Origin of the sequence: Bacteriovorax sp. BAL6_X (genome assembly GCF_000443995.1) — a bacterium.
Taxonomy (GTDB): Bacteria; Bdellovibrionota; Bacteriovoracia; order Bacteriovoracales; family Bacteriovoracaceae; genus Halobacteriovorax_A.
The window spans coordinates 154,398-170,965 of sequence record NZ_AUMC01000006.1; the positions used below are offsets into that span (position 1 = coordinate 154,398).

A 16,568-nucleotide genomic window follows, 5' to 3' on the forward strand; every position below is an offset into this window, starting at 1 on the left:
TATAGCTTTATAAATAGGAAATGACACTTTCTAAGTCGATTTTTTTCGGGAAAAACAATTGAAATTATAGGGTGTTCAAAATCGAATCCACATGGTCGACATTCTTCAAACGTTTGGACATAGAACGTGACACTATGCAATTCTCTCCGTAGCAAGAATCAGTGATATTTTTAAAACAAGAGCTAAGTAATTGAAAATAACGAGGTGTCCCAATAACAATACGGCCGGAACCATCCTCTTTAGGAGTAATTTTACTAGCATGCAACTTCAAGCACTCATCAACACCAAAAGTTGTGTACTCTAATAAATACTGCTTGCGGGCCTTGAGATATCTACTCGCAAGCTCATGCTTTGAATGAGAAGCATAAGAGCTTAGGCCAAACAGCAATTGACAGGATACGAATAAACTCATTAACTTAGTCATAAATTGATTCTAACAATATATTTTCCTTTAGCAATGAGAAATAAATGCGCAGAGAGATTGAATTAAATTCCAATGGACTTGATACACTTGATGACTACTTAGTTGAGTGTGGTCGCTTATTTGATTTCCCAAGCTTTTATACGAATAATATCGATGAACTCTACGAATTCATTCAAACCTATACAGATAAAAACTTAAGTTTATACTGGTCAAATACTAAAGATGCGCAAAATAAATTAGGTCAAGATTATTACCGACTAAAAGAAGTATTTGATTTAATTAGTTCACAATATAGTGAATTTCAATTTTATGTTAATGAGTAAGGTAACTCGTTTGCCCCGAGCTAATTTTAATTATTGAAGTTTTTGGACCTTGAGTAATAACGAGCTCGCCACTAGTGTCACCATCTGACAAGTGGCCCTTATAAAAGTAGAGATCATCTCTAATATGTATAAAGCTAAAACGCATGCCTCTTTGAATATTTTTAGAATGAACCCAAATAGGCCCCCTCTCCTTAGTTCTTAAATACACTGCAAACGTATTTATATCTTTCGCATAATTTATTTTAACTTTTTGATTACTTAAAAATTCTTTTTCAAAAATTGCTAAACTTGAATTTTCACAACGCGATGGTGAAATAAGACATTTTTTTGAAACAAGAGTTGTGGCCGGAGTCCCAAATAGTCGAAAGCGTAAATGTACACCATCAATATTATAATGAGTTGAAACCTTATCCTCACCTACTAAGTTGGGATTGGAGCTTGATGGAGCAACAGCAAAATCACCTTCAATATCAAAGAGACTCGGTGCCAAGGTTGCAGAAATAGTCACATAATTCTTATCTGTAATCATTTCAAAAAATTGATAACTCTTAAAGTACTCCATGGTTTCGACGACTTTCTTAGAGCCGATCTTCATATTCTTTAATTCCTTTTTTCCAAGAATCGGCAAAATAAATGTACCAAGGGAATAGCCAAGGTTTGCTATGATTGCCCCGAAATATGGTGTGGCCATCGTCATAATATTTTTTACTCTATGATGGATGGGGTCTTGGGCCTGAAACATATTTCGAAGCCAAAACAACGTTATCAGACCACCTTGAGAATGAGCGACTATTGATATCTTAGAATGACTCTTCTCAAATCGATCGTGAATAAAAGAATCAAAACTTTGAATAAAATCATCGAGATTTAACTTATTATTACCGGTATCATATTCAAAAAAGTGCGACTTTATGCACTCATTCGGATGATATTTATTGAGGTACTCGGCCCAGTAACCGAAGGCCCCTTTATTACTAGCGATCCCGTGAATAAAGACCACGTCATGAATTTCATGAGAGTCACTAGTGCCACAAGTAGCACTAGTATTAAAAGATAAGAGAAATAGTAAAGATAGAACTAATAATCTCAAATTACTCCATACCTTCTGGGTAGATCTGAATTGCATGATTTAGCGTTGTTTGTACCCAAGCATATTCTCTTGCAATAAGTGGAGCATTTAAGAAATCTTCTTCACCTTCTTGAAAAAGGTCGTAATCATATTTTGGCATATTCTCATTTGGATAGATTGAATCGCGAACGTAGAAAACACCTTTAGAAGCACACCCTACTTCTTCAAAGCGTTTTTGAACTGCATTTCCCTTTGCCATAACTTTTTCAGCATTAGCTAAGTATTTCTTACGCCAAGTTTCACTCTTTGTTTTCTCTGCCTTTTCCAGGTAGTAGTCACGTTTTTCTTCCATACGTGGTTTAAAAGAAGAAACGAATGGACACCCTTTAGTGTCGGCCTTGTCATTATAGCCAAAGATATAATTTGCGTGCCAAAATCCCTTATGATTATAAATTACCAAAACTGGTGCATTTCTTTTATGAAGTGCTTTTTTAATTCTTTCTACAATATCTTCAGGAGCTTTTGCTACGGCCCATTGGTCCATATCAGAATCAACGTGAATTACTTCTCTTTTAAAATTTGGAAGCTTATATTCAACAGCATTTTTATCAATTGTATCTGTTAAATCAATCCAGTTAAACTGAGTTCCATATGATCCGTCTTCATCTTTAGCATCAGTTACAACACGTTTACCATCAACCTTCTTAAAATTACCTTTTGTGAAACGGTAGTCCTTATTTGAAAACATCACAGAACTTTTATTAATTCTTCTGATATTATCAGTTCTCCAATTTTCGATTTCTTCTTGGTTGGTCTTATTTGTCTTTAAAGACATATAGTAGCGTTCTGCAAAATTAATTTTCTTTTCACCCTCGAGGTTATTAAGTCGGTTATACCACCACTCCACAACACCAGTGTGGGACATATAAAGACATGAGCCAGCATCTTCTTGAGCCGGGGCCGCAACAACGTACTTCATTAACTCATTAAAACCACCAGCAGTAATTTCATCTTCCACGAATGTATTAGGATTGATTGTACCTACGTAATCTTTTTGAAGTGATTGATAATCTGAAATTTCTGAGATTTCGGCCTGTGCTGAGAAAGTAGAAATGGCCGCAGCGATTGCGAGTAAAGTTTTAAACATATTCCCTCTTTTAATTTAAATTCTTTTCATATGTGAAGGGTGAAATGCTAGCAAATTTGAACCATAATCACAAAAATTAAGACAAAATGAAGCGATGCGCACACATTAGATATGCGTCAAGTGCTGAATATTTTGTTTAATTTTTAAATTACTTATGACAAGTAAATAACGACAGATGCACCAATTGCAGTAATTGCCAGAAGAATCCAAGTATTTATTGCTGAGCTTTTCTTAACTTCTTTGCGATTTGTTACATACTTCTTATTGCGTTTATTCTTATTAGACCTACCCATTTCATCCTCCATAAATAATCACAGGCAAAGTATTTTATACAAATTTTATAGCAAGTGCATAGACCGAGTGCTCCACTCGGAATACGACACCCATAAAAAAGTATTTTCTACCTAGCGACAAGCGAGTTAAATCACCAAAATAACTATGATATTATAGTATTATGACAGGAAGAAAATTACTTGATCAAATTATTATTGCACTTTTGCTATTAACGACATTGGCCACTGTTGGTGTCTTCGTTTACACCAATATTATCTACAAAAAAGAACTGCCAAATAGTGCAACAGAAATGCAAGCATTAAAGACTGACTTCAAGCAAATTAACTTCCCGACAACATATGTCTTGGACAAAATTACGCTAAACCTCGACTCAGCAACTCGTCGTCTTAGATTTCTCGATGTTCAAATAAACCTCGTTCTCTTCAGCGAAGAAGACTCTCAGGTTCTTGATTCAATCAGGCCTCAAATTTACGATATCATTATTGATGTTGCTGCATCAATTGAACCAGATGAGCTCAACTCTCTTTCAGGTAAATTGATTTTTGAAGGAAGAATCAAAAAGCGAATCAACTACTTAGTGAAGAAGAAAGTTGTTAAAGAAGTATTTTATTCAAAATTCGTTGTTCAATAACCACGATACTCAAATCTATGCTATAGTTTAGAAATCATGAATCTATAATCACTTAGAAATCCATTCCTTTATTTCAATCAATTAACCGAGGTGATTATCGTGAACACTTCTCACATTTAAAATTCATTTTTCCATTTACACAATTTTAAATTGAGAGGTCTCCATGCGATCTTACTTACTACTATTCTATCTAGGACTAGGGCTTCCTGTATTTGAAGCTCGTTTTGATACACGAAGAAAAAATAAAGAAAATATTTCTACTGAGTACGACTTGGCCGCGCGAAAGCAAAAACTAAAAAAGAAAACTCGGCTTTATAAAAAAGGAAAGCGACGTCAAAAAGAAAATTTTCGTCAAAAGCACTTTGCGATAAAAGGAACAAACTCGAAGGACTCACGCTATAGCAACGGAAATAGGCTTCGAAGAATGTTTATTAATATGTAAACTGCTTACTTAAATGTAATAAGGCCCGCGAGGGAAGCGGGCCTTAAGACAACAACACATGGGAATTTAAAAAAGGAATTTTTAAATTACTCGCAGCGGCCTTCATTTACATAAATGGCCTTTGCACGATATAGTTCACACGAATTTGGAAAGCTAATATACGCTTCACCGTCGATACCACTAACAGCACCACAAACAGGAGCGAAAATCTCAGGACATACCTTAAGTTGTCTTGGCTCATCAACCCAGTTCTTGCAGTTAAGAACGGCCTCAAGCTTATACTTACCTAGTCCTTGCTGCTTAAGAGCAAATTGTCCATCTTCACAGCTTTGAGCTTCAAAGTACTCATTAACTAATTCGATTTCTTCATTTTGCTCAGTGATAATAACTTTGAAGATTCTTCCTCTAAATGATTGAGAATCTAATAGATCACCATTAAGGATAATTTCTTTTGCGCTTACATTCATTGCTATTACTGCAAGAAAAATAACTGAAATTAATTTACTCATAATCCTACTCCCTAAACACTTTTAAAAATTCAAAGTCTTATCTTGTGAAAGGAGTTATAGACCAAAGAATAAATTAGTAAAAATTATATATAATAATCATTATCCATAAAGATATGTTATGCTTTAATACTGCCACGCTAGCTAAGGTACTGAATTTATGAATATTGACTATATTTCTATTCCTACTTTACGTGTATTCATCGAAGTTTATGAAACGATGAATATGTCTCAGTCGGCGAAAAACCTTTCCATGACTCAACCTGGAGTCTCTCAGCACATTAAATCCCTTGAGGGACTACTGCAAATATCACTCTTTGACCGAATCAATAAAAAGGTTTTGCCAACAGAGCAGGCCCACTGGCTTTACCGAGAGTGTCGCCAAATTCTTGAAAATTTAGAGAAGGCGCTTGGAGAAGTTTCTGCAAAGAAAAATACTCTAAAAGGGACACTTCATATTGGAATGCCTATTGAATTTGGTAATAATAGACTCTTACCTATTATAGCCGATTGGTTAAAATTACACCCAGAAGTATCTATTCAAATCAACTATGATCATGCCGCTAGACAAAGCCAACTTCTTTTAAATGGTGGATTAGACTTTGCTATCACGGATAGCTTTAACTTTCCAAAACAGATTGCAACAAAGAATTTATCAAGTGAGCGACTTATTCTTTGCTGCTCAAATGAATATGCAACCCAACATGGATTGAGTGAGAATGCAAAATTTAAGAAAGCAGACGAGTTAGACTTCATTGCTTACCTTGAAGGTTCTCCCGTTATCACTAGTTGGTTCAAGTACCACTTAAATAAGAACTTCCACAAACAGCCAAAGGCCCAACTAATGGACGTTCAAGGGGTACTACGTCTTACGCTTGCAGGTGTTGGTATCTCAGTTTTACCTCTGCACGTAATTGAGCGCTCTGATAACAAATCAAGACTGATGCTTTTTAAGGGTTCAAAAGAACATATGATAAACGAGTTAAACCTCGCCTACTTAAATGCTAGAAAGCTTGGTCCAGTGGCCTCTAGTTTGTTTGAATTTTTAACAAAAAATATTTAAGAAGAATAAAAAAAAGCCGCTTGAGAAGCGGCCTTTATATAAAAAATTTAATTTGAATTATTGCTTCATTCCTGGAGCTGTTGACTCGTCAGTTGTCGTAACATTTGACTCTTCGTCAGCTAATCCATTTAGGTATTCTTCAACCTGAGCCTTAGTTACTTTACCTTCTGCGATAAGCTTATCTCTTAATCTTAGGTCTAAAATTTTCTCTTGTAACGCTCTTGAAAGTCTCATTGAATTTCCTTATTTAAAAAATTAACGATTGATATATTTATATTAATGTAGCTTTATATCATGTGTTATTTGCTTTGGAAACCCCTAAAAATATCAGGGACTTAAAAAGCCTACTGCCAAAACCTAGGCTCATCAGGATTTGGACGCTCCTCATCATCAACGAGACGCAGATGACTCTTCTTTTTCTTGCTTGCCTTCTTTCCACCTCTCTTAGGGGAAATACGAGGACCTTGATTACGAATATAATTACCAAGGGCCCTAAAACCTAAGACAAACACAGCACCAAAGATCATCGAAGCGATATTTGCAAAAGCCTGTGCTCCACCAGGAGTAAAGAAGCCTTGATATACATTCATTCCTGCCAGAATTAAACAGAAGTACTTGGCCTTAACCGGGATGATCATAAAGAATTGAAAAATACGATCCGGATAAATACAAGCATAGCTCACACACATTGCAGATGATAAAAATGCCATCCCGTGAAATGGATAGTTGATCGTTGCCCCACCCATAAAAAGTGCAAAGAGAGTGTAAGCAAAAGCATTCACAAAAACTGCTATGATAAGATACTGAACGTATCTTCTTACTCCCCAGCGTGCTTCAAGATCACTTCCAAGAAACCAGAAAAGAAGTCCTGTGAAGACGACATTGAATAGGCCCGTATTTACAAATGGATAAGTTACCATCTTATAAATTAGGCCCATCCTTAGTGCCGAAACATTGAGGCCTAAAATATTAACAAGAGAAATATTTAGAAATTGTGCAAAGACTGCGCTAATGACAAAGGATGCGACAATAATCCCGATGAGATACTTGTTTACCTTTGTTAATGGCGGCAGATAAATATTTTGCATTCTTTCTCCTTACATTTTTTGAGCAATTTCGATGAGAACTCCACCTGTTGATTTAGGGTGAATAAAGTTGACTAAACAATTATTCGCTCCCTTGCGTGGCGCTTCATAGAGAAGATTATAACCTAAGTCCCTAAGCTCTTGTGACTTTTTTACAACATCAGGAACGCGATAACACATATGGTGAATCCCTGGGCCTTTTTTCTCAAGATACTTAGCAATTGGGCCCTGACCATTAATTGGTTCAAGTAATTCAACATGAGCATTTTCATCAATATGAGCAAAAGAAGTCGTCACTTGTTGATCTTCAACCACTTCTCGGTGATTAAACTCTAAACCTAAGTCACGATAAATTTTTTCGGCATTATCTAGATTCTCAACTGCAATCGCAATATGATCTAGGAAACAATCTTTATTAAACATGATTTCTCCACTTTTCTTACTTAATCGTTTTTAAGTATTATAGAAAAGTCAGCAAACTTGAGCAACCTTACAGATCACTCAAGTTAAATGGTGGCGAATCCAGAACATTCTCACCCGAACAATCGGCAGGTGTCGTTGGAGTTGCTGGCTCTTGAGGTGTAATTGGTGGCTTACAAAGGCCATTTACACAATCGCCAAAAGTTGGAACTGAATAACATCTCTTCTCACAAGAAAGAGCGTTATTAGGGTCGTTGACGCGAATGAGGTAACACTGCCTAACGTATTCGATACGACAGAACTCTTTCGAGACACAACTCTGGTTTGGAACTTTTGAACAAAGAACCTGTTCAAAGTCATTATTAATATGATCACGACATGTATTAGTCGTCCCATCACAGCAGAGTGAAGCACAGTCAAAATCTGAACCGCAACTATTTCCAGTTGGAAGGTTTCCTGTTGGATCAAAATCATCACTACACTGCCCTACAATTGAGCGTGAAAAACAGCGGTTATTAAAACAACACTCTCCTGATCCACATTCACGGTTTGCACTACATGACTTAAGAGAATTGAAATCGTAACCATCTTTGGCACCAAGACCAGTTTTTAGAAGTTGTAATTTAATCTCTTTTGTTTCAGCAATTTGAACTTCGAAGCCATCTTCCATTGTAAATAGTTCAATAGTTCCTGTAACATTACAACTTGAAACGGTCTCACCTGTTGTGGCGTTATAATTCTTAGCTCTAATATTACATCCATCCATATAGTATGTATCACCGGCCGCATTCAAAGTTTGAACTGAACGGTTTGCAAATGGTTCTTGAGAGCCTAGGTATTGAATTCCTGTTGTTTGATAATTAATCTTACCAGCACGTGGGAAAAGGTATGCTTGAGTACCTGAAGCAATATTTGTAAAGTCTGCTGCACCAGCGAGAGGAGCTTTAAAAATTGCACTAGGAGTCGTACCCGACTGATAAACTGCTGCTCCTTTAATTTCCCACTCGTCTTCGTTATGAATACGATATGGACCTCTGTAGTCATATGCTCCACCACCTAGGGCCAGAGCTGTCCCTACGGCCGATGGATGATTTACACCAAACAGACTCTGAAACATTGCCGAGTCTTTCTTATCAGGAAGACACTTATAAAGATTTGTTTCTAGTGATTCATTTGCAAGAAGATTACCTTCAATATCAATTTGTTCAAAAACAGGAGTATTTGTTTTTGAAACAGTTTCCGCATTTACAATTTCATCATACCAAAGAGTTTGATCTTTAATCTTAGCATAAGAGTAAAGACATACATCCCCTGCTTGGTTACAGTATGGATGACTAATTGAAGAGGTAAAAGTTGGGTCATCTTCTAAGCGGAGACCACGACAGTAAAGACCAGCATTTGTTGCATCACTTTCAATGTCTTCGGCCGTATCGTTATCATAATCATTGTAGTCAAATAGGTCATACAGAAGTCTAATATCGTTAAACTTCTTGTCTGCTAAATCGAATGTGATAACGTTAATTGTCGAAAATTCAGTAATTCCAGAACCAGGAACTTGTCCAACAACACCATCTAAAACAATTGGTGTTCTCTCGCGTCCAAAGTAAAAACGACCTTTAACAACACGATTCTTTAGTGACGAAATATTTAGACCTGTTAGGTGAAGTTTTCCTCTAAAGTCTTTTGGGATCGAAACTTTCTTTTTAAAAGATCCAGTATTTGGATCAATAATTTGGGTGATTTCAACGGCCGTCGATTCAGGAATACTTGTCACAACATCATTGTCACCATCGGTAGCATTATTTCCACCAGATGAACCACCACTTCCATTATCACCACTACCTACTTCCTCTGAAGGATTCTCCACAAGATCGCGCACAGAACGAGGCTGCTCCATACAAGAGACAAGAAGGGAAAGTGTGAATAGGTAGACTAAGACATTCTTCATCATTAATTAGGCCTTAAGTTAATAATCTTCACTCTACTTATCGAAATGAGCAAAAATTAAGTTAACCCTTAGTAAATATTAACCCTGAACTTGAAAAAAATGCCGATGAGTCTCTAAGTAACTGAGTTTACGAACTATATCCTTAGTAAGCTGCCCAAAATATGGGTAAATTTTAGAGTTTGTGTAAAAAACTAGGCTTTTCTAAATAAAGATACAATGACACCTGTAAGAACATCTTGAATAAGAGTCAATAACAGACAAATCACGTAAATTAATTCAATAGCAATCCCTGTTCCTGGAGCATAATTCGTAACAACCAGAGAGACCCCAGAAATGATAAAAACCATCACCAGATAAAAGAAGTACGTTCCCCCAAGAGTTGAAACTTTCTTCTTTGTGATAGCAAAATTTGACTCACCTTCTTTATCAAAGAGAATTGCCGTCATGGCCACGAAGCTATAGAAGTAGGCCACGTAGAAAAAAGGAATAATAAAGAAGACGGCACCTAAAAACATCAAAAGAGATGTTAAAAAGCCATAGAACATATATGTTGGAATATCCCAGAGAACTTTAGATACGCGATATTGTAGTTTTTCAAAAGCAAAGAAAAAGAAGTTTAGAATAAACACTGATTGAATAATTGTCCCAATGACATTAACGGCCGCGACAGTGATAACTGTCATATCATCTCGAACATTAAAGTATGCAAGGCCATAGGCCTTAAGCGCAAATGAAAGGAAGAATAGAGGTAGATAATGAGGAAGCTTTCCCTTCATCCCACTTATTGCTTCGTACATTGAATCAATAAAAGAAAAATTCTTACTTATTTCAATTGATCCCTCTTCATGATCCATGTCCATTTGCATTCCCCTTTGATCTAATCTTCAATATATTCAAAAGTTCGCTTAGCATGATTCTTTCTAACACCAGGAACCTTAAATAGTTGGCCGTGAAATGAAATATAAATACCAGCTTCTACTATTTTAGCAGCATATAGGCTTTCTGTAACATTTTGAAATGCATCGCTATCAACAAAGCCCATTGGCTTCATAGCACCAGTAAAAATAATCGGTACCTGAAGGTCCTTTGCACCGTCTAGAGCGTCATAAACAAATTTAGCAGACTTTGCCATAGTATCAGTTCCGTGAAGAACGATAAGTGGAATATTTTTCTCCAACTGTGCCTTAATTGTCTTTAGCAGCACTTGACGGTCGTAGTCTGTAAAATACAAAGAGTCTTTATTGATGATATTTGTAATATGAAGCTTAGTGTATGGAAGCCTAAGGCGATCAATAATGGTCTGGCGTATAAAGGAATCGCGATTCTTTAAAGATCCATCACTTTCACTATATGACTTCTCGATTGTTCCACCTGTTGAAATTAATTGTATATCGTGAACATGGTTTTCCATGTGCTTTCCTCTCTATAAATTATGAATACCTATCTTATACCTAATTTTTTAAATGATTTTAAGAATTTAAGTAATTTTTTTACTCTCTACCCTTGACGTAGATGCTTTAGCTCCCATCTTTGAAACATAAGACAATTATCTACTTGATTATATATGAAGGAGTATCGATGACTAATCGCACAGGACAAATTTCCGTTGCTACAAGTGACATTTTTCCAATTATTAAGAAATGGCTTTACTCAGAGCATGATATTTTCATCCGCGAGCTAATTGCCAACGGAAGTGATGCTATTACAAAGAGGTCAACTCTAGCGCGTCAAACAGGAGCAGAACTACCAACAGGTAAGATTTCGGTGGCCGTTGATAAAGAAGCAAAGACCATCACCGTTACAGATAACGGAATTGGGATGACTGAAGAAGAGGTTGAAAAGTATATTGCACAACTCGCCTTCTCTGGTGCGGAAGAGTTTATCAAAAAAATGGAAGATGCTGGTGGCGAATCGAATAAAGATATCATAGGTAAATTTGGTCTAGGTTTCTATTCCGCCTTTATGGTTGCAGGAAAAGTAGAAGTTGACTCACTCTCAATGACAGAAGGCGCTACGGCCACAAAGTGGACTTGTGAAGGTGATACTGAATACACTTTCTCAGATTCAGATAAAAAAGAAATTGGGACAACAATCACTCTCCATATTAACGAAGACTCTCTTGAGTTTTTAAATAAATGGAAGCTAAATGAAACTCTTTCTAACCATTGTGATTTCATGCCATATGAAATTGCACTAAGTGATGTTAATGAGAAAGATGAAGACGGAACTCAGAAGGCCGCAACAGTTATCAATGATACAAATCCAATTTGGAAGCGTGATCCTAAAGAATTAACAGATGAAGACTACAAGAGCCTTTATCGCAAACTATTTCCAATGGATGGCGAGCCTCTATTTTGGATTCACCTAAATGTTGATCACCCGTTTACATTAAATGGTATTTTATTCTTCCCTAAGTACAATCCAATGAAGCCAGTTGGAGATAAGAATATCCGTCTCTACTGTCGTCAGGTCTTTGTCTCAGATAACGTAAAAAATATTATTCCTGAGTTTCTTGGCCTTCTAAAAGGTGCTATTGACTCACATGACATTCCTCTAAACGTTTCTCGCTCTTCTTTACAAGGTGATCCAAACGTAAGAAAAATCTCTAATTATATCGTTAAGAAAGTTGCCGAAGCACTTAAACTTCTTAATAAGAAAGATAGAGAAAAGTATGAGAGTATCTGGGAAGACATTGGACTTTTTGTAAAATACGGTTGTGTATCTGATGAAAAATTTGATGCAATTATGCGTGAACGCGCCCTATTTAAAACAAATGAGGGAAAATTTGTTACACTTAACCAATACCTAGAGTCAGTACCTGAAGAGTACGCAGAGAAAATGACCGGAAAAATTTTATACTATGAAAAGGATGCGGCAAACCAATCTCTACTAACTCAACTTAAAGAAGCTGGTATTTGGGCACTTGAAACAGACAACCATATTGATCCACACTTTATTCAACACTCGGAGATGAAGAAATTCAAGAAGGGTGAAGAAGAAATTGAAATCAAGTTCGTAAGTGTTGACTCAGAAATTGAAAACCTTTTAGGAAGCGAAACAACTTCTGAAGACGATATAAAAGTTAAAGAGATGTTTGCAAAATTTCTTGATATCAAGCTTGAAGAAAAAGAAGGTGAAGCGCCAGCAAGCAAGGGCCTTGAAATCGGTCGTATGGCCAATGCTCAGACTCCTGCATACTTTAAAGTTGATGAGTCAATGAAGCGTTTTGCTCAAATGACGCAATCAATGGGTGGTGGGCAGCAGTTCCCGGTAAAGAAAACTCTTGTTGTAAATACATCGAACCCACTTGTTCAAAGTGCATTTAAAATCCACGCCAGTGGAAAGAATGAAAACCTAGCAAAGAAGCTTTGTCAGCATGTTGAAGACCTAGCGGGAATTTCTAGCGAGGGGCTAAAGCCAGAAGAAAGAGATGTATTCGTTAAACGCTCGCAAGAACTTATTAGCGAATTATCTAATCAAATCAATTAAATAGTACGCGCCACCTTTTCGTGATTTTAAGAAGTTAATAGCTTAAAATATAAAAAGGTGGCGTGTACCTCTATATAATTTTCAAAACTTACCCCTTCCACAGTCTTTTCGTTTATATTTGGCCGTATATAAATCTAGATGCAATATCAAGAGAGGACGATTAATGAAGAGAATACTTCTTACAACTGTAGTATCGGCTACTTTAACTAATAGTGCGCAAGCAATGCCAAGTCTAATGTATGAAGATATGCCATCTACATCTGTTGCGACAGCTATAACAGTGGCACCAATCGGATTTGCTATTCAAGCAGTAGGCTCGGTAACTCATGCGACATTTCTAGCTTCTCTTGCAGTATTTAATCCATCTGAGGCAGTTCAGATGACAAAAGAATCCCTAGGAATTTACAACAGAGAAGAAATTGAGCGTGCTATTGAAAGACGCGATATCGATATTATTGACTCTCTTAGAGACATGGTAAGAGAAGACCTAAAAGCAGGGGGACAAATTGAAAGCCTTGAGCAGCTATCTGATGAAGATGTTGATCAGCTTATCAATGTCGCGCTTTATATACCAAACGAATCAGAAGAATAAATTTGAGGGATAAAATGAAAAAACTTACTTTATCAATTCTTATGGCATTAACAATTACTAACTCGGCCAATGCCCTTGAGGCAACAAAAGACTTTCTTGATACAAGCTCAATGGTAACAACCGGTTGGGTTTATGCAGCTGGCCTCTATACTGAGATGACTGTAACACTAGGGCTTCAAACTTCATTTGCAGTAAGTGTCTCTTCCCTACAGGTTACAGCAAATACAATTAACAACCTAAATCGAGAAGAGGTGGAAAGAGCAATTGAAAGAGAAGATCAAGACACTCTAGATTCGATAAGAGATCTTATTAGATACGAATTAGAGAATGCTGGTGAGATTTCTTCTGGAGAAGAGTTAAGTAATGAAGAAGCAGATATTCTTCTTTATGTTGTACTATCAAAATAAATTTTCAAATAAAAAAAGGCCAGTTACAAACTGGCCTTTTTTATATGTATCCTTTGCTTAAAGTTATCTTTTAAAATGCTGCATTCTTCTCATCAAAGCTTCTTGCGAATGTTTCAATAGAAACAACATTTGTATTTTCATCCATTCCATCGGCATGCTTAAAAGCTACATTCTTATTATGTGCACTCATTGCATTTCCATTTGTATGAGAACGCTTTTCATATGTACGAGAATTCTCCTCTCTTTCAAGCTCTTCTTTACAAGAAATGCAACAAGTTGCGATTGGTCTTGCATGAAGTCTTTTGATTGAGATTTCATCACCACACTCTTCACACTCCCCGAAAGTACCGCTAGCGATTTTTTCAAGAGCACGATCAACTTTGTTCAGTAGAAATTTATCTCTTCCCATAAGCTTAAGTTTTAGTTGAGCATCTCTTTCATTTGAAGTTTGGTCGATAATGTCACCACTGGTCTGATTAGTTAGTACTTGCTCGACACTTCCTGTTGCACTGACCAGCTGATTTTTAAGATTAATGAATAAGTTTTTGAAATGTTCTTTTTGTTCATTGTTCATAATATCTCCATTCAATCTAAAAATTAGTAGTCCATTACATCTTTCCTAAAGCCTTCTTCCTGATAACTTTAGAGAGATTCCTTTCTCTGCTATTTATAAAGCAATGACCGTGCCAACTTTTTAGTCGGTTATTCGGATAAATTTTATGGAATTAGATGGTGCAAGAGAGGATTTTGGTGCCAGTCTGACTTTACAAGGCCAGTATTGACACTGTCAGAACGCACCAGTCGTTAATTTTAGTTGAGTTTATACGAGCTTATCATCTCGCGAGATAATTAGACGTTCGTCATCAATCATCTTTGAATAGATTAACATAACTTCTTGATGGGCCTCTAGGGCCTGAGACTTGGGAAGTTTTTTTTGGATAAAAAAAAGAATGTCTTCACGAATACTCTTAGGTAGCTTTGCAAGAATACCATCGCGAACCTCTTCTTCTTCAAGCTTTAACGCCTTTGCTAAGCTTTCAGTCTTAACTTCCCTTAAGAATTCACTCATCATTTGTGGTGTGATGAATTGTAAATCTTTTAAGCGATACATACTTGCACGCAATTTATCAGCTAAATCAAAATCCATTTTTGTAATATTTGTAATTAAGGTTTCCTTCTCTTCTTTATTCATTAAAGAGATGGCCTCAAGAATTGCTTCAAATCCAGACTCTTTAGAGTTTTTCGACATATGGATTGTCCTTCATCAAGTGATTCTTAACATAGTCGGCAACACCTTCATCAACAATACGAAACTCGAAATTAGGAAGAATCTTTCTAAATTTATCCATATCAGCTTGCGTGTAGTATTGGTATTGATTACGTAGATGCATTGGCATATCGATAAATTCGACATTAGGCTCTCGTCCCATAGCAATGAATGTTTGATTAACTAAATTAAGAAAACTGTCTGCACGGCCAGTGCCGATATTATAAATACCAGAGTGCTTGGCCATCTCCCTCTCTGATAATTCGATAATCGCATTAACTACATCCTTAACATAGACAAAATCGCGAAGCTGCTTACCATCTTCATAGCCTTCTTTATGAGACTTAAAAAGTTTAACTTTACCAACTTCATTTATCTGTTCAAAGGCCTTATGAACAAGAGAGCGCATTTCTTCTTTGTGATACTCGTTAGGGCCATAGACATTGAAGAATTTTAATCCAAACCAATGCTTTGGACGATCAGTCTGATTTAGAACCCACTCATCAAATAATTGTTTTGAATATCCATAAGGATTTAGTGGACGAAGTTTTCCAACTTCCTCTTCCTTGTCCTCGTAGCCAAGCTCACCATCACCATAAGTAGCGGCAGAGGAAGCATAGATATAAGGAATATTTAAATCACAGGCCAAGTCAAAATAGAATTTTGAATGTCCTACATTATTAGTCATTAAATAGTCCATATCCATTTCAGTTGTCGACGAACAGGCACCCATGTGATAGATGCAAGAAATTTGTTTATGAACTTCTTCAAGTTGAATATCGATAAACTCATCGGCGTGAAAGTACTCGGCATACTTTACGCCTTTTAAGTTCTTCCACTTCTCATTGTGATCAAAACGATCAACAATGATAATATCATCACGTCCAAGCTCATTTAACTTAGCAACGAGAACGCTTCCGATAAAGCCAGCGCCACCAGTTACTAGAATCACGCCTCACCTTCTTTGCTTTCTAATTTCATTAGAGCTGCAAGAGAGACTCCACACATTGTTAAAAGGGCCAGGAGTTTATAGCTATCAAGACGAACATAGAGCTTGTGATAACCTCTTAGTTTATCTTCGAAAACCTGATACTCTTCATCAGTATGAGTGTAGTTTGATTTCGCAATCTGTGAGTCTCGAATACCAGGAGAAAGCTGAGTCGTATACACGATTGCTAGAACGAGAGTTGTTACAGCGATGAACTTCATAATAAAAGTTGTCTTACCTTTTTTCCTATAGAGAAATGTAGCGATGATAAGTAGCACGGCAAAGATCATTTCAATGATATTAAATGAAGTGAAAATAATCCCACCGAGAGTCCCCGCTTCTTTTAAAGAGCTAACATTTCGAAAGATATTAGGAGCTGCAATGAAGTCAATAAAGACCGTTGCAAAAAACCATGAAAGGCAGACGCCAAAAATTAAACTTAATAATACGTGTTTCTTTAGTAGTGATTTCAT

At 36.5% G+C, this 16,568-nt stretch carries 22 protein-coding genes; 7 read left to right on the top strand and 15 right to left on the bottom strand.

Going from position 1 to position 16,568, the window contains the following annotated elements; translation table 11 throughout:
* Positions 1 to 64: 64 nt before the first annotated feature.
* On the bottom strand, positions 65 to 412 hold the full coding sequence (locus tag M902_RS16450; RefSeq protein ID WP_156979722.1) for a hypothetical protein: 348 nt from the start codon (positions 410 to 412) through the stop codon (positions 65 to 67).
* A gap of 56 nt (positions 413 to 468) precedes the next feature.
* On the opposite strand from M902_RS16450, the gene M902_RS05080 reads away from it, so the two are divergent.
* Complete coding sequence (locus M902_RS05080; protein ID WP_021266967.1) at positions 469 to 747, top strand: barstar family protein; 279 nt, start codon at positions 469 to 471, stop codon at positions 745 to 747.
* On the opposite strand, the gene M902_RS05085 is transcribed toward M902_RS05080, so the two are convergent.
* The 3 genes from M902_RS05085 to M902_RS16455 all read right to left on the bottom strand — a co-directional run bounded on the left by M902_RS05085 (position 737) and on the right by M902_RS16455 (position 3,256).
* Positions 737 to 1,837: a triacylglycerol lipase gene (locus M902_RS05085; RefSeq protein WP_021266899.1), complete on the bottom strand. Its 1,101-nt coding sequence runs from the start codon at positions 1,835 to 1,837 to the stop codon at positions 737 to 739. The genes M902_RS05080 and M902_RS05085 overlap by 11 nt on opposite strands.
* Before the next feature lies 1 nt (position 1,838).
* Positions 1,839 to 2,963, bottom strand: coding sequence for a hypothetical protein (locus tag M902_RS05090; protein ID WP_021267073.1), 1,125 nt, complete (start codon positions 2,961 to 2,963; stop codon positions 1,839 to 1,841).
* 152 nt (positions 2,964 to 3,115) lie between these two features.
* Positions 3,116 to 3,256 carry a hypothetical protein gene (locus M902_RS16455; protein ID WP_021266567.1) on the bottom strand — a complete coding sequence of 47 codons (141 nt, stop codon included), beginning with the start codon at positions 3,254 to 3,256 and terminating at the stop codon, positions 3,116 to 3,118.
* Between the two features lie 161 nt (positions 3,257 to 3,417).
* Here M902_RS16455 and fliL point away from each other — a divergent pair, with 161 nt between their 5' ends.
* A complete protein-coding gene (gene fliL, locus M902_RS05095) occupies positions 3,418 to 3,888 on the top strand; it encodes a flagellar basal body-associated protein FliL (RefSeq protein ID WP_021266682.1) in 471 nt (156 codons plus the stop codon).
* Between the two features lie 163 nt (positions 3,889 to 4,051).
* The gene (locus tag M902_RS05100; protein WP_021266689.1) at positions 4,052 to 4,330 is read left to right on the top strand and encodes a hypothetical protein; all 279 of its coding nucleotides are present in this window, start codon (positions 4,052 to 4,054) and stop codon (positions 4,328 to 4,330) included.
* A gap of 86 nt (positions 4,331 to 4,416) precedes the next feature.
* Here M902_RS05100 and M902_RS05105 read toward each other — a convergent pair whose 3' ends face one another.
* Positions 4,417 to 4,839 carry a Kazal-type serine protease inhibitor gene (locus M902_RS05105; RefSeq protein WP_021266766.1) on the bottom strand — a complete coding sequence of 141 codons (423 nt, stop codon included), beginning with the start codon at positions 4,837 to 4,839 and terminating at the stop codon, positions 4,417 to 4,419.
* A gap of 157 nt (positions 4,840 to 4,996) precedes the next feature.
* Here M902_RS05105 and M902_RS05110 point away from each other — a divergent pair, with 157 nt between their 5' ends.
* Positions 4,997 to 5,899 (top strand): LysR family transcriptional regulator, encoded by a 903-nt coding sequence (locus tag M902_RS05110; RefSeq protein WP_021266859.1) that lies wholly within the window; start codon positions 4,997 to 4,999, stop codon positions 5,897 to 5,899.
* 57 nt (positions 5,900 to 5,956) lie between these two features.
* Here M902_RS05110 and M902_RS16460 read toward each other — a convergent pair whose 3' ends face one another.
* The 6 genes from M902_RS16460 to M902_RS05135 form a co-directional block, all read right to left on the bottom strand.
* Positions 5,957 to 6,133 carry a hypothetical protein gene (locus M902_RS16460; RefSeq protein WP_021267089.1) on the bottom strand — a complete coding sequence of 59 codons (177 nt, stop codon included), beginning with the start codon at positions 6,131 to 6,133 and terminating at the stop codon, positions 5,957 to 5,959.
* A gap of 110 nt (positions 6,134 to 6,243) precedes the next feature.
* Complete coding sequence (locus tag M902_RS05115) at positions 6,244 to 6,987, bottom strand: rhomboid family intramembrane serine protease (RefSeq protein ID WP_021267003.1); 744 nt, start codon at positions 6,985 to 6,987, stop codon at positions 6,244 to 6,246.
* Positions 6,988 to 6,996: 9 nt separating this feature from the next.
* Positions 6,997 to 7,407: a methylmalonyl-CoA epimerase gene (gene mce / locus M902_RS05120; protein ID WP_021266740.1), complete on the bottom strand. Its 411-nt coding sequence runs from the start codon at positions 7,405 to 7,407 to the stop codon at positions 6,997 to 6,999.
* Between the two features lie 67 nt (positions 7,408 to 7,474).
* Positions 7,475 to 9,355 (bottom strand): hypothetical protein, encoded by a 1,881-nt coding sequence (locus M902_RS05125; protein ID WP_021266868.1) that lies wholly within the window; start codon positions 9,353 to 9,355, stop codon positions 7,475 to 7,477.
* 188 nt (positions 9,356 to 9,543) lie between these two features.
* The gene (locus M902_RS05130; RefSeq protein ID WP_021266911.1) at positions 9,544 to 10,212 is read right to left on the bottom strand and encodes a hypothetical protein; all 669 of its coding nucleotides are present in this window, start codon (positions 10,210 to 10,212) and stop codon (positions 9,544 to 9,546) included.
* A gap of 17 nt (positions 10,213 to 10,229) precedes the next feature.
* Entirely contained in the window at positions 10,230 to 10,763 is a 534-nt protein-coding gene (locus tag M902_RS05135) for an asparaginase domain-containing protein (RefSeq protein WP_021266989.1), read from the bottom strand.
* Between the two features lie 167 nt (positions 10,764 to 10,930).
* Between M902_RS05135 and htpG the strand changes: the two genes are divergently transcribed.
* The 3 genes from htpG (at position 10,931) to M902_RS05150 (ending at position 13,840) form a co-directional block, all read left to right on the top strand.
* Entirely contained in the window at positions 10,931 to 12,841 is a 1,911-nt protein-coding gene (gene htpG, locus M902_RS05140) for a molecular chaperone HtpG (RefSeq protein WP_021267045.1), read from the top strand.
* Positions 12,842 to 13,004: 163 nt separating this feature from the next.
* Positions 13,005 to 13,433, top strand: a complete 429-nt coding sequence (locus M902_RS05145; protein WP_021267103.1) for a hypothetical protein — start codon at positions 13,005 to 13,007, stop codon at positions 13,431 to 13,433.
* Between the two features lie 14 nt (positions 13,434 to 13,447).
* The gene (locus M902_RS05150; protein WP_021266604.1) at positions 13,448 to 13,840 is read left to right on the top strand and encodes a hypothetical protein; all 393 of its coding nucleotides are present in this window, start codon (positions 13,448 to 13,450) and stop codon (positions 13,838 to 13,840) included.
* A 70-nt stretch (positions 13,841 to 13,910) separates the two neighbouring features.
* Here M902_RS05150 and M902_RS05155 read toward each other — a convergent pair whose 3' ends face one another.
* The 4 genes from M902_RS05155 to M902_RS05170 form a co-directional block, all read right to left on the bottom strand.
* The gene (locus M902_RS05155; RefSeq protein WP_052607396.1) at positions 13,911 to 14,414 is read right to left on the bottom strand and encodes a TraR/DksA family transcriptional regulator; all 504 of its coding nucleotides are present in this window, start codon (positions 14,412 to 14,414) and stop codon (positions 13,911 to 13,913) included.
* Positions 14,415 to 14,660: 246 nt separating this feature from the next.
* Positions 14,661 to 15,089 (bottom strand): FliG C-terminal domain-containing protein, encoded by a 429-nt coding sequence (locus tag M902_RS05160; protein ID WP_021266607.1) that lies wholly within the window; start codon positions 15,087 to 15,089, stop codon positions 14,661 to 14,663.
* Positions 15,073 to 16,059 (bottom strand): ADP-glyceromanno-heptose 6-epimerase, encoded by a 987-nt coding sequence (gene rfaD / locus M902_RS05165; protein ID WP_021266688.1) that lies wholly within the window; start codon positions 16,057 to 16,059, stop codon positions 15,073 to 15,075. Before rfaD ends, M902_RS05160 begins: the two co-directional genes overlap by 17 nt.
* Positions 16,056 to 16,568, bottom strand: a complete 513-nt coding sequence (locus tag M902_RS05170; protein ID WP_021267105.1) for a DUF4149 domain-containing protein — start codon at positions 16,566 to 16,568, stop codon at positions 16,056 to 16,058. Before M902_RS05170 ends, rfaD begins: the two co-directional genes overlap by 4 nt.